We start from the raw sequence: 18,458 nt of genomic DNA, 5'->3' as shown, positions 1-18,458 counted from the left end.
TCCACGGCCTTCGTCGGCAGCGTCAGATGTGGATAAGATACAGCGCGTGCTGCGTGCCGCGGCAGGGCCGTCCGCCGTCGGTCAGGCCGCGGTGGCCTGGTCCACGTCGAGGACCAGCAGCAGCCGGCCGTCGAGCTTGTGCGCCCCGAGGATCAGCGGGCGCAGCGCGGCGTCGAGCGTCTCCGGCGGGGCCTCGAACGTCTCGGGGCCGACCTCCATGACGTCGCCGATCTCGTCGACCAGCAGGCTGACGGGCTCCCCCGCCACCTGCACGACGACCATCATCGGCTCGGCGTCCTCGCCCAGCGGCTCGAGGCCGAGGCGGGGCCGCAGGTCGACCGTGAGGACGACCTGCCCGCGGAGGTTGACCAGGCCGGCGACCGCCGGCGGGGACAGCGGCACGCGGGTGCGGACGTGCGAGCGCAGCGCCTCCTGGACCCGGGTGACGTCGACCCCGTACAGGCTCCCGCCGAGGCTGAACGTGACGTACTGGCTCATCGGGTGGCTCCCACCAGCTCGGACCCGCCGACCTGCGTCGGGAGGTCGTCGTACGTGGAGCGGTGCTCGGGCCGCTCGTCGTAGAAGGCCGCGTCCGCGGCGAGGATCGCGCGGCGCACGTCCAGCAGCTCCGTGACCTTGTCGCCGAGCACCGTGGAGCCGACCAGGCCGGCGTCCTCGATGTCGGAGTGCCGGGCCGAGTCGTCGTCGACGATGTCGACGATCTCCTTGACCACCAGGCCGACGCTGCGGCCCGCGCGGCTGTAGACGACCAGCAGCAGCTCGGACGACTCCTCGGACCCGTAGGCGCCGAGGATCCGGTCGAGGCGCGCCAGCGGCAGGATCGTCCCGCGGTACTGGACGACCTCCCGGCCGCCGACGTACTCGACCTGGTCGGCCTGCACGTGCTCCAGGCGGGCGACCGACGCGAGCGGCATGGCGACCTGGCGGCCGCCGCCGATCCCGACGACCAGGACCTGCTGGGTGTCGCGGACCGCGTTCGCCGCGGCGTTGTCGTGCGCGTCCCGCGCGGCGACGTCGAGCTCGCCGGCCAGGGCGCGGCGGGCGATGGCCTGCACGTCCAGGATCAGCGCGACGTGGCCGTCGCCCAGGACCGTGGCCCCGGAGTACGCCCCGATCGACTTCAGGCGGGCGGACAGCGGCTTGACCACGATCTCCTCGGTGTTCAGCACGCGGTCGACCAGCAGGCCGAACCGCTGCTGGTCCGACTGGACCACGGCGATGACCGCGTTCTCCGGGCGCTCGCCGCCGACCTCGAGGACCTCCGAGAGCGGCACGAGCGGCAGCAGCTCCCCGCGCAGCCGGTACACGGCCGCCTCGTGGATGTGCTCGATGCCGGACTCCGAGCGCTGCGAGTCGAGCGCCACGAGCTCCAGCAGGTTCACCTGCGGGATCGCGTACAGGTCGCCGCTGCACTCCACCGTGAGCGCCGGCATGATCGCCAGCGTCAGCGGGATGCGCAGCCGCCACGTCGTGCCGCGGCCCACGACCGAGTCGACCTCGACCGCGCCGCCGATCGCCTCGATCTTGGTGCGGACGACGTCCATGCCGACGCCGCGGCCGGACACGTTCGAGACGACCTCGGCCGTCGAGAAGCCCGGCAGGAACAGCAGCTGGAGCAGGTCGGCCTGGCCCATCGACGCGACCTGGTCGGCCGTGCGCAGGCCCTTCTGGACCGCCTTCGCGCCGATCTTCTCCGGGTCGATGCCCCGGCCGTCGTCGGCGACCTCCACGACCACCTGGCCGGACGCGTGGTACGCGCGCAGCCCCAGGACGCCCTTCGGCGCCTTGCCGGCGGCGACGCGGTCCGCGGAGGCCTCGATGCCGTGGTCGACCGCGTTGCGCACCAGGTGCGTCAGCGGGTCCTTCACGGCCTCCAGCAGGCTGCGGTCGAGCTCGGTGTCACCACCCGACAGCTCGAGCTGCACCTCGCGGTGGCACGCGGCCGCGACGTCGCGCACCATGCGCGGCATCTTCGACCACAGGTGCTCGATGGGCTGCATGCGGGTCTTCATGACCCCCTCCTGCAGCTCCCCGGCGATGAGGTTGAGGCGCTGCGCGGAGCGGGCGAGGTCGACGTCGTCGGTGCCGCCCGCCAGCCGGCTGATCTGGTTGCGGGCCAGGACCAGCTCGCCGACCTGGCGCATGAGGGCGTCGAGCAGGTCGACGTCCACGCGGATCGACGCGTCGGCGGCGCCGCCGCGGAGCGAGCCGAGCTCCTCGGTGGGGGCCGCGGGGGCGGCAGCCGGCGCGGGGGCCGGGGTCGGCGCGGGGGCCGGCGGGGTCGCGGGGGCGACCGGCGCGGCGACCGGCGCCGGGGCCACGGCCTCGACGGCGGGGGCCGGCGCGGGCGCCGGGACCACGGCCGGTGCCGCGGGCGCGGCGGCCACGGGGGCGGCCGGCACGGGCTCGGGCTCGGCGACGGGCTCCGGCACGGCGGGCGCAGCGGCGACCTCGGCGGCGGGCGCGACGGCCTCGGCCGCCGGCTCGGCACCGGGCTCGATCGCCTGGATCGCCTCGATCGCGGCGATGACCGCGTCGATCTCGACCCCGCCCTCGCCGCCCTCGACCTCGATCGCGCGCAGGATCTCGCGGATCGTGTCCACCAGCCGCAGCAGCACGTCGGTGGTCGCCTGGTCCATCGACCGGCGGCCGTCGCGCAGCTCGACCAGCAGGTTCTCCCCCGCGTGGGCCACGCGCTCCAGGCGCGAGAACGCGAGGAACCCACTGGTCCCCTTGATCGTGTGGATCGTCCGGAACACGCTCGCGATGAGCGAGCGCGACCCCGGTTCGCTCTCCAGGGCCACCAGGTCCTGGTCGAGCTGGTCGAGGTTCTCGTGGCTCTCCACGAGGAACTCGCGGACGATCTCGTCCATGTCCTCCACTGCTGCCTCCTACCGGGTGCGGACCCGTCTGAGGTGAGGATCGGCGGTTCCGGGGGCGGCGTGAGGCTTTCTGCGGGCGACGGGGCGCTGGCGCCGGGTGAAGGCGAGGGCGTCACCCGGACGGGTGGCGCAGCAGGCGGCCACCACGCGCGCCGTCACGCGCCGAGGTCCGCGCGCGCCGTCACGCGCCGAGATCGCACTTCCTGCGGGGTTCGCCCCGGTCGAACCCCGCGACGAGTGCAATCTCGGCGAGGGGACCGCTGGGAGCGAGGGAGCGAGGGAGCGAGCGGGCGAGCGAGCAGGCGCGGGCGAACGGCAGGCGCGGGCGAGCGAGCAGGCGCGGGCGGGCGCGAGCGTCAGCGGCCGGGGCGGTCCTCGTCCGAGGGCGTCGGCTCCGGCGCGGCGGCCGGGGCGGGCTGGCCCGCGACGAGGCCGCGCAGGGACTCGACGGCGTCGTCGCCGGCGTCGGTCGCCGCGTCGCTGGCGGCGAGGTTGGCCGCGGTGACGGCCTCGAGCACCTCGGCGCGGTGCACGGCGACGGAGCGCGGGGCGTCGATGCCGAGGCGGACGCCGTCGCTGCGCACCTCGATCACGGTCACGACGATGTCGTCCCCGATCACGAGGCGCTCGCCGACCCGTCTGCTCAGCACCAGCATGGCGCCGACCCTACCTTCCGTGCGCAAGCGACCGGTGCACCGCCCACCCGAGCGGCCCCTCCGCCCGGGTGGATCCACCCGACGGTCCCGGCAGTGGAAGGTTCTGCCGGACACGCCGTCGGCGTGTCGGGCAGAACCTTCCACTCTCGGACGGGACGGAACCGGACGGAACCGGGTCCGACGGGGTCAGCCCCAGACGGTGCCCTCGGGGAGGTGCTCGCCCAGGGCCGCGGCCCAGGCCACGCGCGACGCCGGCACGCCGTCGATCCACGCGACCGGGACGCCGAGGCCCAGGACGGTGCCGGGCTCACTGGTGTCGAACAGCCCGCCGACGGCGAGCGCGTCGAGCGGCCGGCGCGCACCGACGCCCGCGATCCACCGGGCGCAGTCCCGGGTCTTGCTGCGCGCGTCGACGACGCCCCAGGCCTGGTCGGGCGCGAGGGCCGCCAGCAGCTCGGCGGCGGCGTCCTCACGGGCGCGGCCCGGGCGGACGCCCAGCGCGACGACGGTGGCGCCGTCGGTGCCGGTCGGCTCGGCGCGCCACCGGGCCGCGGCGGCCGCTGTCGTCAGCCGGCGCCCGGCGCTGCCGCCCGTGCCGGCACCGGCGCCCGCCTCCGCGTCGCCCGCGAGCACCACCGGGCCCGAGCCCGACCGGAGCGCGAGCAGCTCGGCGACCCGCGCCGCGTCCTCCGGCGGACCGGCCACGACCAGCACCGTCCCCGGGTCCCGCGGGACGGGCGGCGCGGCGGGCACGGCGGCCAGCAGCCGGGCGAGCTCGACCGGGCCGTCGCCGACCGCGGCCAGCAGCGCCGCGGGCACGCCGAGCTCGGCGAGCGCGTCGCGCGGCACCCCGCCCGCCGCGACCCGCGCGTCGGCGGGGACCCGCTCCACGGCGGGGGCCGGCGCGGGCGCGGGCAGCACCGGCGGGGCGGCGGGCTCGAACGCCCGCCCCCCGGCGTCGACCGGCCCGGCCGGGACGGGCGCGGCCGGGGCCGGCACCTCCAGCTGGTGGTCCGGCGCCACGGCCCCGGTCATCGCGCGCATCTGCTCCAGCACGGAGGCGAACGCCTCCTCGCCCGTCGACACCCGCGGCGGCGCCTCGGGCACCGCGCCCGCGCGCGCCGGTGCGAGCACGTCCGAGCCGGGCGGCCCGTAGCCGTCCGGCCCGGCGTCCGCGGCGTCGGCGGCCGCGAGCAGCGCGTCGATCCCGCCGGCCCCCGCACCGGCCCCGGCGCCGGCCGCCGGCATCCGGCGTCGCAGCAGCCCGGTCGTCGGCGCGGCCGGGGCGTCCGGCACGTCGATGGTCAGCTCGTACCGCTCGCGCGCGAAGAAGCCCGCGAGCCCGCCGGTGCGCACCCGCTCGGCGCGCACGATCCGCGCGGTCGGCCCGAACTCGGCGCGCACGTGCACCATGAGCTCGGCCAGGTCGGCGCCCTCAAGCAGCAATCGCGTGGGCACCGCTCACCACCCCGACGGTCTCGATCCGGACGCCGCCGCCGGTGACCTCGGCGTACGACAGCACCGGCAGCCGGTCGAGCGCGAGGATGACGACCTTACGCAGGGCGGGCCGCAGCGCGGGGGCGCACACCAGCACGACGGACCGGCCGGTGGCCTCGGCGTCGGCGACCTGCGCGCGCAGCCGCTCCAGCATCGCCTCCAGGCGGGTCGGGTCGGTGACGATCTGGGTGCCCGACTCCGACGGCCGCAGGGCCTCGACCAGCGACTGCTCGAAGACGGGGTCGAGGGTGAGTACCCGCAGCGCGCCGTCCTGCACGTACTGGGCCGACAGCGCGGGACCGAGCGCGCCGCGCGCGGCCTCGACCAGGCCCTCGGGGTCCGTGCTGACCTTGGCGCGCAGGGTCAGGGCCTCGTAGATGCGGCCCAGGTCGCGGATCGGCACCTCCTCGGCCAGCAGCCCCTGCAGCACGCGCTGCACCTCGCCGAGCGTGAGCAGCCCGGGCACGAGCTCCTCGACCACGGACGGGTTGACCTGCTTGACGCCCTCGGTGAGGACGCGGACGTCCTCGCGGCCGAGCAGCCGCGGCGCGTTGCGCGTGATGATCGACCCGAGGTGCGTGATGAGCACGGACACCCGGTCGACGACGGTGGCGCCGGCCATCTCGGCGGCGTGCCGGAGCTCGGCGGCGACCCACTTGCCCGGCAGGCCGAACACCGGCTCGACGACGGACTGCCCCGGCAGCGCGGCGAGGTCGTCGCCGAGCGCCAGGATGCGCCCGGGCGGCACCTCGCCGCGGCCGACCTCGACGCCGGCGATCCGCACGACGTAGGTGGACCGGGGCAGGTCGACGGAGTCGCGGGTGCGGACCGGCGGCACGACGATGCCGAGCTCCATGGCGATCTTGCGGCGCAGGCCGCGGACGCGGTGCAGCAGGTCCTGGTCGGGGCCGTTGCCGACCATGTCGACCAGGTCGGGCGCCAGCAGGATCTCCAGGGTGTGCACCCGCATCTGCTCGATGAGCGCCTCGGGGGTGTCGTTGCTGGTCGGCGCCGCGGTGGCGGTGGACGCGGCGGCGAGCTCGGCGGCGGCGGCCTCCTTGGCCTGCGAGGCCTTGATCCGCTGCGCGACGATCAGCAGCCCCGCGCCGACCAGGACGAACGGCAGCTTCGGCATGCCCGGCAGCAGCGCCAGGGCGAGCGCGCCGCAGCCGGCGATCAGCAGCGCGGTGCGGGACTGGGACAGCTGCTTGGACGCCGCGGTGCCCATGTCGCCCTCGGCCGTGGCCCGGGTGACGACGATGCCGGTGGAGACCGAGAGCAGCAGCGCGGGGATCTGGGTGACCAGGCCGTCGCCGATGGTCAGCAGGCTGAACCGCTCGAGCGACTCGGTGACGGACAGGCCCATCTGGACCATGCCGATGACGAACCCGCCGATGAGGTTGATCAGCGTGATGATGATGCCGGCGATGGCGTCGCCCTTGACGAACTTCGAGCCACCGTCCATGGCGCCGTAGAAGTCGGCCTCCGCGGTGACCTCCGCGCGCCGCCTGCGGGCGGTCTCCTCGTCGATCAGGCCGGAGTTCAGGTCGGCGTCGATGGCCATCTGCTTGCCGGGCATCGCGTCGAGGGTGAACCGCGCGCCGACCTCGGCCACGCGGCCGGCGCCGTTGGTGATGACGACGAACTGGATGACGACCAGGATCAGGAAGATCACCAGGCCGATGACCAGCGACCCGCCGACCACGAAGTGCCCAAACGCGTCGATCACGGCGCCGGCGTAGCCGTCGCGCAGCACCAGCCGGGTGGACGCGACGTTGAGGCCGAGCCGGAACAGCGTGAACACCAGGATCAGCGAGGGGAACACGCTGAAGTCCAGCGGCTTCTGCACGTACATGCTGGTGAGCAGGATGACGAGCGACGCCGTGATGTTCACGGCGATCAGCACGTCGAGCATCGCGGCGGGCAGCGGCACCACCAGGAGCAGCACGATGCCCACGACGCCCACCGGGACGGCGAGCTGGGAGATCTGCCGGTTCTTCATCGTCAGGTCCTCGTCAGTGGTTGCGGTACTGCTCTGGTCATCGGCAGGGGCGTCGGGTTCATGCGGCCTTCTCCTGCCGGGCTCGCCGGCGGGCAGCAGCGGCGGTGGTCGGGGCGTCGTCCGGGGCGACCGAGCCGCCCGGCATGGTGTGCCTGCCCATCGCCGCGCCGCGGCGCTTCAGCTGCATCACGAACGCGAGGACGCGGGCGACGGCGGTGAACAGGTAGGCGGGGATCTCCTGGTCCACGGCGCACGCGGCGTGCAGCGACCGGGCCAGCGGGATGTCCTCGACCATCGGGACGCGGTGCTCGGTCGCCTGCTCGCGGATCTTGGCGGCGACGGCGCCCGCGCCCTTGGCGACGAGCCGCGGGGCGCCGGTGCCGGCGACGTACCTCAGCGCGACGGCGACGTGCGTCGGGTTGACGATCACCACGTCCGCGTCGGCGACCGCGGCCATCATCCGGTTGCGGCTCATCGCCATCTGCTTGGACCGGATCTGGCCCTTGACGAGCGGGTCGCCCTCGGTGCGCTTGTTCTCCTCCTTGATCTCCTGCTTCGACATGCGCGTCTGCTTGCGGTTGCGGCGCATCACGACGAGCAGGTCGATCGCGGCGAGCAGCACGCCGGCCCCGACGCCCCAGACGATCAGCTGCTTCACGCCGGCGCCCGCCACACCGAGCATGTGCTCGAGCGGGATGCGGCCGGTGCCCATGAGCTGCGGCACGAGCGCCTGCACGGCGAGGTAGAGGACGAGCCCGACGACGGCCGTCTTGAGCAGGGTCTTGGCGCCCTCCCACCAGGCGTTCGCGCCGAACAGCCGCTTCACCCCGGACACCGGGTTGAACTGCTTCACGTTGGGCTTGAACTTCTTGACGTGCACGCCGCCCTGGGCGACGGCCACGGCGATGATCACGCCCGCGACGACGGCGAGCATGGGGCCCAGGGTCCCGACGACGGACCACAGCCCGTCGCCGAGCAGGTCGACGACCGTGCCGGCGTCGGGCGCCGCGATCGCCTCGCGCACCGCGGCGAGCTGGTCGCGCGCGGCGTCGGAGGCGCGGCTCGCGGTGCTCGGCAGCATGACGGCGGCGGCGGCCAGGCCGACCCACGCGGTGAGGTCCTGGGACCGGGAGAGCTTCCCGTCCCGGTGGACCTCCTTCATCCGCTGGGCTGTGGCCTTCTCGGTCTTCTCCCCGGCGTCCCCTCCCCCGGCCATCAGGCGACCCCGAGGACGGCCTCGACGGCCTTGCGCGCCAGGTCGTCGACGACGCCCGGCAGGGCCAGGTACGCGAAGCCGGCGAACGTCACGGTCATCAAGATCTTCAGCGGGAAGCCCATGGCGAACGCGTTGAGCGCCGGGGACACCCGGGTGAGCAGGCCGAGGCCCACGTCGGTGAGGAACAGCACGACCAGCAGCGGGCCGCCGATCTGCAGCGCCGCGAGGAACATGTCGGACAGCCCGGTGGTGACCGCCTGGCCCATCGCCGCGAGGTCCAGCCCGGTGCCGGGCGGCACGGCGTCGAACGACCGGGCGAGCCCGCCGATCAGCAGCTGGTAGGCGCCCGACACGAACAGCAGCACCAGGCAGGTCATGTTGTACAGCCGGGCGAACTGCGCGCCGGAGGTCATGTTCTGCGGGTCGAACGCCTGGGCGAGCTGGAACCCGCCGAACAGGTCGATCAGGTTGCCCGCGGCCTGCACGGCCGAGAACACCAGCGAGACGAGGAAGCCCAGCGCGGCGCCGACGACGGCCTCCAGCACCAGGTCCCCGACGAACTCCCCCGTGGACTCCGTCGCGACGAGGTCCAGCCGGGGCAGCACGGCGATCGCGAGCCCGACCGCCAGCATCGCCTTGACGGCGCCGGGGATCCCGCGGTGCGCGAACGGCGGCGCGATCATCAGGAACGCGGCGAACCGGACGCCCGCGAGCATCGCGGTCTGCACGGCGGCCAGGGAGAGGGTCACGTCCATCGTGCGGTCAGCCCCCGAGCAGCGCCGGGATGCGCTCGAACAGCTGGTGCGTGAACGTCACCAGCTCCGCGATCATCCAGTGCCCGCAGACCAGCAGCGCCACGGCGGCGGCGATGGCCTTCGGCACGAAGGACAGCGTCACCTCCTGGATCTGGGTGACGGACTGCACCAGGGAGACGGAGAACCCGACGACCAGGGCGGTGATGAGCACGGGCGCCGAGAGCTTCGCGGCGATGATCAGGGCGTCCAGCCCGATGTCGAGGACGGCCGAGGTGTCCATCAGCCACCCCCGCCCGACGCGGCGCCGACCAGGGCGGTGACGATCAGGCCCCACCCGTCGACGAGCACGAACAGCAGCAGCTTGAACGGCAGGGAGACCATGACGGGCGGCAGCATCATCATGCCCATGCTCATCAGGACCGAGGACACGACCAGGTCGATGACGAGGAACGGGATGAAGATGACGAACCCGATGATGAACGCCGACCGCAGCTCCGAGAGCATGAACGCGGGGATGAGCGTGAGCATCGGGACCGACGCCGGGTCCTCCGGGTTGGGCTGGTCGGCCGCCCGGGTGATCAGCGCCAGGTCGGCCTCGCGGGTGTGCCCGAGCATGTACTCGCGCAGCGGGGCCGAGCCGGCGTCGAGCGCCGTGCTGAAGTCCATGCTGCCGTCGAGGTAGGGCTGCACCGCGTCGGTGTTGACCTCGGACAGCACCGGGGCCATCACGAACAGGCTGAGGAACAGCGCGAGGCCGGCGATCACCTGGTTCGGTGGCACGGTCGTGAGGCCGAGCGCGTTCCGGGTGAGGGACAGCACCACGAAGATCTTGGTGAAGCCGGTCATCATCAGCAGCAGCGACGGCGCGACCGACAGCAGCGTGATGCCGATGAGCACGACGATCGAGCTGCTGGGGGTGCCGTTCACGCCGTTGATGGCGACGGATACCTCGCCGGTGCCGGGATCGGCCGGGCCGGTCGGGGCGGCCGGGCCCTCGGGCGGGACCGGCGCGGCGTGCGCGCTGCCCGAGCCGAGCACGACGAGCGCGACGACCAGGCCGAGGACGGCCAGGACGACCAGCAGCCAGCGGCGGCGGTCGGTGGCGTCGGCGGCCGCGAGGGCCTCGGCCCGGGGGCCGGACAGCACGAGGTCCACGTCGGCGGTCTCCGTGGCGGGGCGGGCGGTCACCGGCGCACCGTCCGCTCCCGCAGCACCGCGACGGCCTGCTTCCAGGTGGACGGCGCCAGCACGGAGCCGTGCAGCGCGCCGTGCGCGGCGGCGTCCCCGGCGGCGGGCGCGGTGAGGCGCTCGAGGCGGGCGGCGTCGACGTCGGCGACGTCCATGCCCGCCAGCCCGGGCACCGGGGCCGCGGTGGCCTCGGCCAGCGCCTCCTCGAACGCGGGCGCCGGGGCGGCGGGGGCGGTCGACGGCGCGGCGGGCCGGGTCCGCCGCGGCGTCGGCAGCACGGCCGCGGCCAGCGCGCCGAGCGTCATCGGCGCGGCCGGGGCGGGGGCCTCCTCGTCGGCGGCCTCCTCCTCGGCGACGGCGTCGAGCTCGGTCAGCATCGTGACGTGCTGCTCGCCGTAGCCGAGCAGCAGCCGGCGGTCGCCGACCGCGACCACGACGACCCCGGCGTGGCGGCCGAGCGCCTGGCGCCCGACCACCTCGACGGCCGGGCCCGCGGGCCGGCGACGGCCCTTGCCCCACCCGGCGCGGCGCGCGAGGACCCAGATCAGGCCGATCACGCACGCGAGCGCCAGGAGGACGCGCAGGCCCAGGACGAGGGTGTCCATCAGATGGTGCCGTCCTCGCGCGCGATCTCGGTGATGCGGATGCCGAACTCCTCGTCGATCACGACGACCTCGCCGCGGGCGATGAGGCGGCCGTTGACCATGACGTCGGCCGGGCTGCCGGCAGCGCGGTCGAGCTCCAGGACGGCGCCCGGGGTCAGCTCGAGGACCTGGCGGACCGGCAGCTTGGTGCGGCCGAGCTCGGCGGTCAGCGTCATCTCGACGTCGTAGAGCACGTTGAGGCTGGCGCGCTGGGTCGGGACGCCCGGGACCTTCGCGCTCGGCTCGGTGCGCAGGCGCAGGCCGAACCAGGCCTGCACGCCCTCCTCGGTGCCGAGCGCGACGAGGTGCGCGTCGGCGGGCAGCGCGGTGGCCACCGTCTCGGTGCGGGCGGCCTCGAGGACGCCGGCGCCGAGCTCGGCCACCGCGGCCTCCAGGGCCGGGCGCAGCGCGGCGGCCAGGTCGAGCGGGCTGCCGTCGGGGGCGCCGGCGGCGAGCGCGTCGCGCACGGCCTCGTCGGCGACCAGCACCACGTCGGCGCTGTTCGGGCCGACGAACGAGGCGACGACGGCGAGCGCGTCGGCGTCCGGGCGGGCGCCGGCGGGGGCCGGGGCCGGCACCAGCGGCGCGGCGGCCGGCAGCAGGCGCGCGGCGGCGGTGGCCGCGGCGAGCGCGACCGCGGCGTCGGTGGTCTCGGCGGTGGGGACGGCGTTCATCAGTGCTTCTCCTCGACGGTGACGACCATGCAGGCGAGGCGGGAACCGTTGTTCCCCGCGGCGGCTCGCGCGAGCACGACCCCGTCCACCACCACGTCGAGCGGCTGGGACGACGGGTGGGACAGGGGGATTACGTCGCCGACGGACAGGCCGACGACGTCGCGGGGGCGGACGACGACCGGCGCGAACCGGACGGCGACCTCGACGGGCACGTCCTCGACGGCGGCCTCCAGGTCGAGCACGGCGAGCTCGTGGGCCCGCTGGTCCTCGACGGAGCGGCTGCCGGCGCCGTCGGCCTGCCGCACGGCGGCGAGCAGCACCTCGGCGGGGAACATGACGGAGGCGACGTCCTCGCGCTCGCCGACCCGCATGAGGAACGTGGCGACCAGCACCGCGTCGGAGGCGGGGACCGCCTGCACGAACTGCGGGTTGTACTGGACGGAGCGCAGCGTGACGTCGAGCGGCGTCAGCGAGGAGAAGGCGTAGCCGAGGTCGCCCAGCGCCGCGCCCATCACGCCGCGCAGCAGCGTCAGCTCGATCTCGGTGAGCTCGCGGTCCTCGCGGGCGTCGCCCGTGCCGGGGCCGCCGAGCATGTAGTCGATCCAGACCATCGTCGCGCTGACCGGGACCTGCACGACGGCCGTCTGCCGGGTCTGCTCGATCGTGCACAGCATCATCGCCGTGGTGCCCGGGAGGCCGCGCACGTACTCGTCGTACGTCTGCAGGCTCAGCCCGTCGAGCGTCACCTGGGCCATCGCGCGGAGGCGGGCGGTGAGCTGGTTGCCCCACTGGCGGGCGAACGTCTCGAACGCCATCTCGAGCACGCGGGCGTGCTCGCGCGCCATCGTCATGGGGCGGCGGAAGTCGTAGGGCTCGGGCACGTGCGTGCGCCGCCGGGAGCGCGCGGGGGCCTGACCCGTGGTGTGGACCGTCACGCCCACCCTGATCGGCGCGCAACCGGGTGATGTGAGAGGTCGCGGCCGGACTTTCTCCGCCCTCGGCCCGTCGTGGGCCGGCGTGCTGCGGAGCGATGTGGCGCCCTCCGTGGCGCCGTGGTTCACCGGATCGGGTGACGCCCCTGGTCAGGGGCCCCGGACGTCCGGTCGGACGGGGCGCGCGTCGCCGCGCGCGCCGTCACTGCGTGACGTAGTTCGTCAGGAAGACGTCGTACACCTCCCCGTGGTACAGCTCGTCGAGCTGGGTCTTGAACTCCGCCTTCAGCTCCTCGCGCTTCGCGGGGTCGCTGACCTCGGACACGCTCCGGCCGGAGAACAGCGCGATCGCCGCGTCCACCGCGGGGCCGGTCTCCGGGTCGCCGTGGCCCGCGGCCTCGAGGGTGAACTGCAGCTCGAAGCCGAGCCGCAGGTAGTGGCCGTCGGCCAGGTTCAGGCTCACGGGCTCGACCGCGACCACCGCGCCCGGCTCGGGCTCCGGCTCCGCGGCCGGCTCGCCGCTCCCGCGGCCGAGCAGCAGGTACGCCGCCGCCCCGGCCGCCACCAGGACGACCGCCCCGATGATCAGGAGCAGCTTCTTCTTGCCGCCCTTCTTCTTCTCCGGCTCCGCGGCGGGCGCCGGAGCCGGGCTCCCGCCGCCGATCTTCTGGCCGCCGCCGATCTTCTGACCGCCGCCGACCACGCGCTGCTCGATGGGCATCGCCCCTACCCTCCCGTCGTGCTTCCGGCTGCCACCGCAGGCAGCAGGGCGCGCACCGCCTCGGGTGCCGCGCTGAGAATGACCATGTCGACCCGCCGGTTGGCGGTCATCGCGTCCTCGCCGGTCCCCTGCACCAGGGGCCGGGTGTCGCCGTAGCCCACCGCCTGGATGCGGGTGCCCGGCATGCCGTCGCGCTCCACCAGGTACCGCAGCACCTGGGTGGCGCGGTCGGAGGAGAGCTCCCAGTTCGTGGCGTAGCGCCCCGAGATCGGGATGGTGTTGGCGTGCCCCTCCACCGAGATCTGCTCCTGGAGGGCCACGAGCGTGGGCGCCGCCAGGTCCAGGACCCGCCCCGCGGTGGGGGTCAGCGTCGCCGACCCCTGCGCGAAGAACACGTCGTCCGCGACCAGGCCCAGCACCAGCCCGCGCTCGTCGACCCGGAACCGGACCTGGTCCTGCAGGCCGGCACCGGTCAGCGCCTGGAGGATGTGCTCGCGCACCTCCTCGAGGTGCGCCGCCTCGGCCTGCGCCGCGGCGAGCACGCTCGCGTCGACCTGGGTCGGGTCCGCGGACGTCTGGGGCGCCGGGTCGGACGCCTGCAGGCCGAGGCCCTCGTCCGCGTCCACGATCCCGGAGGTGCCGGCGTCCGGCTGGTCCTCCGTGATCGCGAGCCCGTCCAGCGCGCCGTCCGTGCCGTCGAGGACCGACTGGTTCACCGACCCGTCGCCGAACCCGGCCGCCAGCGACGCCTTGAGGGCGACGTACTTCTCCTGGTCGACCTGGCTGATGGCGAACAGGACGATGAACAGCGCCATGAGCACGGTGATCATGTCCGAGTAGGACACGAGCCAGCGCTCGTGGTTGACGTGCTCCTCCTCGTGCCCCCCGCGGCGACCGCGGCCGCGGCCGCCGTGGCCGGAGCTCACGCCGCTTCCTTGGCCGCGGGCTCGTCGGGCAGCAGGCTGCGCAGCCGCTCGCCGACCAGGCGCGGGTTGGCGCCGGCCTGGACGGCCAGCAGGCCCTCCAGCGTCACCTCCATCTGCGCGCACTCCAGGTCGGAGAACCGCTTGATGCGGGCGCCGATCGGCAGCCAGACCACGTTGGCGGAGAGGATGCCCCACAGGGTGGCGACGAACGCCGCGGCGATCGAGTGCCCGAGCGACGCCGGGTCCGACAGGTTCTCCAGCACGTGCACCAGCGAGATGACCGTGCCGATGATGCCGATCGTCGGGGCGTAGCCGCCCATGTCGGCGAAGTACTTGGACCAGACCTTCTCCTTGGTCCGCTTCGTCGCGATCTTGTCCTCGAGGATCATCCGCAGGTCGTCGGGGTCCGTGCCGTCGATCGCGGCCTGCAGGCCGCCGCGCAGGAACGGGTCGTCGATGTCCTTGGCGGCGTCCTCGAGCGCGAGCAGGCCCTCGCGCCGGGCGCGGTCGGCCAGGTCGACGAGCGTGTCCACGGTCGTGGTCGGGTCCGGCACCTTCTTCAGGAAGGACCGCGGCACCGCCTTGTAGGACTCGATGACGTCCTTCAGCGTGTGGCCGGCGATGCCGACGCCGATCGTGCCCAGCCACACCAGGATGAGCGGCGGGAGGAGGAAGATCGACATCGGGTCCGCCCCCTCCATGATGAGGGCGGTGAAGATCGCGCCGAAGGCGACGACCAGTCCGATGAAACCGGCGGGATCCATGTCAGCGGCTCCTCGGTCGCAGGGGGACGGGGTCGGCGAGCGGCTCGTCGCCGTCGTCCTCGGCGGGGCCCGGCGCGCCGCCGGCGGCGGAGTCGCGGACCAGCTCGACCGTGGGCGTCGGCGCGGCCTGGATCTCCTGGGCACGGGCCAGGAGCTGGGCGCGGTGCTCGTTGACCCGCGCGATGACCTCGGCCATCGACTCGCGGACGATGTACTTCGTCCCGTCGATGAGGGTCAGGATGGTGTCGGGCGCGCTGTCGACGCGCTGGAGCAGGTCGGGGTTGACCCCGAACTGGGCCCCGTTGAGGCGCGTCACGATGATCACAGCGGTGTCCCGTCCCTGGTGGTGCGTGTGCGGCGTGGCGCCGCCGCGGCCCGTCCGTGTGCCGCTCCCCCTGCCCATCGGACGCGGGGCCCGGTCGCTGAGGGGTTTGCGGTGTCCGCCCTGCCGCGCAGAGCGATGTCGTCGTACGATGTAGGTACGTACCTACAAGGGGGTCGAGATGGCCGAGACCGCGATGACATCCCGCGAGTTCAACCACGACGTGTCGGCGGCGAAGCGGGCCGCTGCCCACGGTCCGGTGGTGATCACCGACCGCGGGCGCCCGTCCCACGTGCTGCTGACGGTGGAGGCCTGGCGCGCCCTCACGGGTGCACCGACCGGGCTCTCCGAGACGTTGCGCATGCGGCCCGACGCCGAGGACTTCGACTTCGACCCGCCGCGCGTCCCGCTCGCCGACCGCGAGGTGGACCTGTGACGTTCCTCCTCGACACCAACGTCATCTCCGAGCTCCGCAGACGGTCGGCCGACCCCGGCGTGGTCGCCTGGGTCGACGCGCGACCCACGTCGGATCTGTTCGTCTCGGCCATGACGCTGTACGAGCTGGAGCGGGGCATCCTCGGTCGCGAGCGCAAGGACCCCGTCCAGGGAGCGCTGCTGCGCGCCTGGTTCACCGGGCAGGTGCTGCCGCAGTTCGACGGCCGCGTGCTGGCCGTCGACGGCGACGTGGCCCGTCGCGCCGCTGCTCTGTCGGTACCCGACGCCCGCCCGTTCTCGGACGGGCTCATCGCAGCCACCGCGCTGGTGCACGCCAAGACGGTCGTCACCCGCAACGTGCAGGACTTCGTCGGCGCCGGCGTCGCCGTCGTCGACCCCTGGCATGCCTGATGACCGCCTCCCCCGCCCGGTCGAGGGCGAGGGAGGCGGTGCGCGTCAGCGCTTGAGGTTCACGAGCTCCTGCAGCACCTCGTCCGAGGTGGTGATCACGCGGGAGTTCGCCTGGAACCCGCGCTGCGCGATGATCAGCTGCGTGAACTCCGTGGACAGGTCCACGTTGCTCATCTCGAGCGTGCCGGACGACATGGTGCCGCGGCCGCCGGTGCCGGCGGAGCCGATCTGCGGGTCGCCCGAGTTCACCGTGGTGGTGAACAGCGAGCCGCCCGCCTTCGACAGGCCGGAGGGGTTGGTGAACGACGCCATCGCGATCTTGCCGAGCGCCTGCTTGAGGCCGTTGCTGAACGAACCGGTGATGGTGCCGTCCGAGCCGAGCGTGAACGACTCGAGGATGCCGGCCGCGTAGCCGTCCTGCTTGTCGGCCGCGATGGTGTCGACGCCCGCCATGCCGGTGATCTTCGTCAGGTCGACGGTCACGCCGCCGAGCGCGAACGTGGTGTCGGCGAACGTCGGGTTGCCCGCGGCGTCGAAGGTGAGCGCCACGGAGCCGGTCGCCGGGTAGGTGGCGGTGCCGTCGGTGGCCGTCATGGTCCAGCCGGTGGCGCCCTTGACGAACTCCAGCTCGACCTCGCGGGCGTTGCCCAGCGCGTCGTAGGCCTTGACCGAGACGGTCTTGGTCTTGCCCGTCTCGGCGTCGGCCTGCAGGTTGCCGGAGAACGGCGTCGTGGTGGTCGCCTTGGCCGGCATGACCGTGCCGACGCCGACCTTGATGTCGCCGACGGCGCGCGACGTGTCGATGACGCCGGTGGCGTCGGCCGCCCAGCCCTGGACCATCGCGCCGTCGCCCGGCAGCACCATCTGGCCGGTCGAGTCGAAGTCGAACGACCCGGCGCGCGTGTAGTACTGCTGCGTGCCCTGGCGGACCACGAAGAAGCCGTCGCCGGAGATCATCATGTCGGTGCTGCGGCCGGTGAGCTGCGAGGCGCCCTGCGTGAAGTTGGTGGTGATGCCGGCGACCTGGACGCCCAGGCCGACCTGCGCCGGGTTCTGGCCGCCGACGCCGTCCTGCGGGCCGGAGGCCGCGTTGAGCATCTGGCTCAGGGTGTCCTGGAACTGGATCTGGGACGCCTTGAAGCCGGTGGTGTTGACGTTGGCGATGTTGTTGCCGGTGACGTCGAGCATCGTCTGGTGGCTGCGCAGACCGCTGATGCCGGAGAAGAGGGAGCGGAGCATGGTGGTTCCCTTCGGGTGGGGTGGGCCGGACCGCGGTCAGGCGGTGGTCGTGGAGTCGGTGGGGGTGGTCGCCTCGTCGTCGGCGGCGGGCGGGGTGCTGCCTGCCGGGGTGACGGTCGCGACGGCGTCGAGCGGGATCTGGGTCTTCCCGACGGTCAGGGTCGGGACGCTGGCGGAGTAGTCGACGCCGGAGACGACGCCGGTCTGGGTCTTCCCGTCGGCGTCCGTCCAGGTGACCTGCTGGCCGACGAGGTCGGCCGCGGCCATCCGCATCTGGAGCCCGAACTGCTCGCGGGACGACGCCTGGATCTCCGAGAGGGACTCCATCATCGACAGCTGCGTGGTCTGCGCCATCATGTCGCTGGTGTCCATCGGGCTGCTCGGGTCCTGGTTGGAGAGCTGGGCGACCAGGAGCTTGAGGAACGTGTCCTTGTCGAGCGTCTTGCTCGGGGTGCTGGTGGTCGCCGCGGTCGCGTCGGCGGTCGAGCCACCGATGTACGAGACGGGGATGGCGGTCACGGGGGATCCCTCCGGTCAGACGAGCAGGTCGAGGCCGCCGGCGTGGGCCGACGGGCGGGCGGGTGCGGGAGCGGCGTCCGCCGCGGGACCGGTGCCGGTGCGGGCGCCGTCCGGGCGGCCGGCCTCGCGGCGGCCGGCGGCGTCCGCGCCGGCGCGGTCACCGGACCCGGAGCCGTCCGCGCCGAGCCGGACGTCCGAGGACAGGCCGGTCGCGGCGAGGTCGCGGCGCAGGTCGGGCAGCGACTGCTTGAGCGCGTCCCGGGCGGCGTCCGTCGCGCCGACCAGCTCGACGCGCACGGCCTCGGCCGTGATGTGCGCGACGACCTTGACCGGCCCGAAGTGCTCCGGGTCGACGTGCAGCGTGAGCACGTGCTGGCCGTTGCCGGCCGAGCGGAGCGCGGGCAGCTGCTCGCCGATCTTGGCCGCCAGCTGGTCGGACAGCGGGGCCGGCGCGGCGGCGGCCGCGGCGACCCGGTGCGGGACGGTGCCGACCTGCAGCGCCGCCGGGGCGGCGGGGGCGGTCGGCGCCGGCACGGGGGCCGCCTCGTCGGCCGGGACCGCCGCGGCGGAGGCGGGCTCGGGGGTCTCGGCGGCGACGGCGGGCGCGGTCGCGGCCGGGGCGGCGGTGACGGCGTCGGCCGGACGGGCGGCGGG

General features: G+C 74.3%; 21 protein-coding genes. 2 read left to right on the top strand and 19 right to left on the bottom strand.

Annotation, left to right across the window (positions count from 1 at the left end):
* Nucleotides 1-81: 81 nt before the first annotated feature.
* From AC3WUG_RS17380 to AC3WUG_RS17305, 16 genes are all read right to left on the bottom strand, one after another.
* Entirely contained in the window at nt 82-498 is a 417-nt protein-coding gene (locus tag AC3WUG_RS17380; RefSeq protein ID WP_147795556.1) for a chemotaxis protein CheW, read from the bottom strand.
* Nucleotides 495-2,894: a chemotaxis protein CheA gene (locus AC3WUG_RS17375; RefSeq protein ID WP_492328810.1), complete on the bottom strand. Its 2,400-nt coding sequence runs from the start codon at nt 2,892-2,894 to the stop codon at nt 495-497. The genes AC3WUG_RS17380 and AC3WUG_RS17375 overlap by 4 nt, the downstream gene beginning before the upstream one ends.
* A 365-nt stretch (nt 2,895-3,259) precedes the next feature.
* Nucleotides 3,260-3,559: a carbon storage regulator CsrA gene (gene csrA, locus AC3WUG_RS17370; RefSeq protein WP_492328808.1), complete on the bottom strand. Its 300-nt coding sequence runs from the start codon at nt 3,557-3,559 to the stop codon at nt 3,260-3,262.
* Nucleotides 3,560-3,745: 186 nt separating this feature from the next.
* On the bottom strand, nt 3,746-5,017 hold the full coding sequence (locus AC3WUG_RS17365; RefSeq protein ID WP_492328807.1) for a hypothetical protein: 1,272 nt from the start codon (nt 5,015-5,017) through the stop codon (nt 3,746-3,748).
* The gene (gene flhA / locus AC3WUG_RS17360) at nt 4,995-7,058 is read right to left on the bottom strand and encodes a flagellar biosynthesis protein FlhA (RefSeq protein ID WP_492328806.1); all 2,064 of its coding nucleotides are present in this window, start codon (nt 7,056-7,058) and stop codon (nt 4,995-4,997) included. The genes AC3WUG_RS17365 and flhA overlap by 23 nt, the downstream gene beginning before the upstream one ends.
* A gap of 58 nt (nt 7,059-7,116) precedes the next feature.
* Nucleotides 7,117-8,274: an EscU/YscU/HrcU family type III secretion system export apparatus switch protein gene (locus AC3WUG_RS17355; protein ID WP_492328805.1), complete on the bottom strand. Its 1,158-nt coding sequence runs from the start codon at nt 8,272-8,274 to the stop codon at nt 7,117-7,119.
* Nucleotides 8,274-9,029 carry a flagellar biosynthetic protein FliR gene (locus tag AC3WUG_RS17350; RefSeq protein ID WP_492328804.1) on the bottom strand — a complete coding sequence of 252 codons (756 nt, stop codon included), beginning with the start codon at nt 9,027-9,029 and terminating at the stop codon, nt 8,274-8,276. Before AC3WUG_RS17350 ends, AC3WUG_RS17355 begins: the two co-directional genes overlap by 1 nt.
* A gap of 7 nt (nt 9,030-9,036) precedes the next feature.
* Entirely contained in the window at nt 9,037-9,309 is a 273-nt protein-coding gene (gene fliQ, locus AC3WUG_RS17345) for a flagellar biosynthesis protein FliQ (RefSeq protein WP_147795549.1), read from the bottom strand.
* On the bottom strand, nt 9,309-10,112 hold the full coding sequence (gene fliP / locus AC3WUG_RS17340; protein WP_492328809.1) for a flagellar type III secretion system pore protein FliP: 804 nt from the start codon (nt 10,110-10,112) through the stop codon (nt 9,309-9,311). Before fliP ends, fliQ begins: the two co-directional genes overlap by 1 nt.
* Nucleotides 10,113-10,213: 101 nt before the next feature.
* Complete coding sequence (gene fliO / locus AC3WUG_RS17335; protein WP_492328803.1) at nt 10,214-10,822, bottom strand: flagellar biosynthetic protein FliO; 609 nt, start codon at nt 10,820-10,822, stop codon at nt 10,214-10,216.
* Nucleotides 10,822-11,535 (bottom strand): flagellar motor switch protein FliN, encoded by a 714-nt coding sequence (gene fliN, locus AC3WUG_RS17330; protein ID WP_492328802.1) that lies wholly within the window; start codon nt 11,533-11,535, stop codon nt 10,822-10,824. The genes fliO and fliN overlap by 1 nt, the downstream gene beginning before the upstream one ends.
* Entirely contained in the window at nt 11,535-12,470 is a 936-nt protein-coding gene (locus AC3WUG_RS17325; RefSeq protein ID WP_492328801.1) for a FliM/FliN family flagellar motor switch protein, read from the bottom strand. The genes fliN and AC3WUG_RS17325 overlap by 1 nt, the downstream gene beginning before the upstream one ends.
* 199 nt (nt 12,471-12,669) lie before the next feature.
* Entirely contained in the window at nt 12,670-13,188 is a 519-nt protein-coding gene (locus AC3WUG_RS17320) for a flagellar basal body-associated FliL family protein (protein ID WP_492328800.1), read from the bottom strand.
* A 5-nt stretch (nt 13,189-13,193) separates the two neighbouring features.
* Nucleotides 13,194-14,114: an OmpA/MotB family protein gene (locus AC3WUG_RS17315; protein ID WP_492328799.1), complete on the bottom strand. Its 921-nt coding sequence runs from the start codon at nt 14,112-14,114 to the stop codon at nt 13,194-13,196.
* Entirely contained in the window at nt 14,111-14,878 is a 768-nt protein-coding gene (locus AC3WUG_RS17310) for a motility protein A (protein ID WP_147795543.1), read from the bottom strand. Before AC3WUG_RS17310 ends, AC3WUG_RS17315 begins: the two co-directional genes overlap by 4 nt.
* A 1-nt stretch (nt 14,879) precedes the next feature.
* Entirely contained in the window at nt 14,880-15,203 is a 324-nt protein-coding gene (locus AC3WUG_RS17305; protein WP_492328798.1) for a flagellar FlbD family protein, read from the bottom strand.
* A 178-nt stretch (nt 15,204-15,381) separates the two neighbouring features.
* On the opposite strand from AC3WUG_RS17305, the gene AC3WUG_RS17300 reads away from it, so the two are divergent.
* Both AC3WUG_RS17300 and AC3WUG_RS17295 read left to right on the top strand, forming a co-directional pair.
* Nucleotides 15,382-15,636, top strand: a complete 255-nt coding sequence (locus AC3WUG_RS17300) for a type II toxin-antitoxin system prevent-host-death family antitoxin (RefSeq protein WP_492328797.1) — start codon at nt 15,382-15,384, stop codon at nt 15,634-15,636.
* Nucleotides 15,633-16,046, top strand: coding sequence for a type II toxin-antitoxin system VapC family toxin (locus tag AC3WUG_RS17295; protein WP_492328796.1), 414 nt, complete (start codon nt 15,633-15,635; stop codon nt 16,044-16,046). Before AC3WUG_RS17300 ends, AC3WUG_RS17295 begins: the two co-directional genes overlap by 4 nt.
* Before the next feature lie 45 nt (nt 16,047-16,091).
* Here AC3WUG_RS17295 and AC3WUG_RS17290 read toward each other — a convergent pair whose 3' ends face one another.
* The 3 genes from AC3WUG_RS17290 to AC3WUG_RS17280 all read right to left on the bottom strand — a co-directional run.
* Nucleotides 16,092-17,285, bottom strand: coding sequence for a flagellar hook protein FlgE (locus tag AC3WUG_RS17290; RefSeq protein ID WP_492328795.1), 1,194 nt, complete (start codon nt 17,283-17,285; stop codon nt 16,092-16,094).
* 36 nt (nt 17,286-17,321) lie between these two features.
* Nucleotides 17,322-17,804: a flagellar hook assembly protein FlgD gene (locus AC3WUG_RS17285; protein ID WP_492328794.1), complete on the bottom strand. Its 483-nt coding sequence runs from the start codon at nt 17,802-17,804 to the stop codon at nt 17,322-17,324.
* Nucleotides 17,805-17,819: 15 nt separating this feature from the next.
* Nucleotides 17,820-18,458: flagellar hook-length control protein FliK (locus AC3WUG_RS17280; RefSeq protein ID WP_492328793.1), on the bottom strand; the 639-nt coding region annotated here is incomplete at its 5' end.

It is taken from the genome of Cellulomonas sp. EB106-03-03-XG116, from assembly GCF_058792015.1.
Note: the sequence above shows the minus strand (reverse complement) of the source record. Positions and strands in the feature narration are given on the sequence as shown.

Excerpts from the sequence above, each read along its gene's own strand:
- flhA (WP_492328806.1), bottom strand. The coding sequence starts at position 7,058 with ATGAAGAACCGGCAGATCTCCCAGCTCGCCGTCCCGGTGGGCGTCGTG.
- AC3WUG_RS17350 (WP_492328804.1), bottom strand. The coding sequence starts at position 9,029 with ATGGACGTGACCCTCTCCCTGGCCGCCGTGCAGACCGCGATGCTCGCG.
- fliQ (WP_147795549.1), bottom strand. The coding sequence starts at position 9,309 with ATGGACACCTCGGCCGTCCTCGACATCGGGCTGGACGCCCTGATCATC.
- AC3WUG_RS17380 (WP_147795556.1), bottom strand. The coding sequence starts at position 498 with ATGAGCCAGTACGTCACGTTCAGCCTCGGCGGGAGCCTGTACGGGGTC.
- AC3WUG_RS17300 (WP_492328797.1), top strand. The coding sequence starts at position 15,382 with ATGGCCGAGACCGCGATGACATCCCGCGAGTTCAACCACGACGTGTCG.
- AC3WUG_RS17290 (WP_492328795.1), bottom strand. The coding sequence starts at position 17,285 with ATGCTCCGCTCCCTCTTCTCCGGCATCAGCGGTCTGCGCAGCCACCAG.
- fliO (WP_492328803.1), bottom strand. The coding sequence starts at position 10,822 with ATGGACACCCTCGTCCTGGGCCTGCGCGTCCTCCTGGCGCTCGCGTGC.
- fliN (WP_492328802.1), bottom strand. The coding sequence starts at position 11,535 with ATGAACGCCGTCCCCACCGCCGAGACCACCGACGCCGCGGTCGCGCTC.
- AC3WUG_RS17355 (WP_492328805.1), bottom strand. The coding sequence starts at position 8,274 with ATGGCCGGGGGAGGGGACGCCGGGGAGAAGACCGAGAAGGCCACAGCC.
- csrA (WP_492328808.1), bottom strand. The coding sequence starts at position 3,559 with ATGCTGGTGCTGAGCAGACGGGTCGGCGAGCGCCTCGTGATCGGGGAC.
- AC3WUG_RS17375 (WP_492328810.1), bottom strand. The coding sequence starts at position 2,894 with ATGGACGAGATCGTCCGCGAGTTCCTCGTGGAGAGCCACGAGAACCTC.
- AC3WUG_RS17310 (WP_147795543.1), bottom strand. The coding sequence starts at position 14,878 with ATGGATCCCGCCGGTTTCATCGGACTGGTCGTCGCCTTCGGCGCGATC.
- AC3WUG_RS17320 (WP_492328800.1), bottom strand. The coding sequence starts at position 13,188 with ATGCCCATCGAGCAGCGCGTGGTCGGCGGCGGTCAGAAGATCGGCGGC.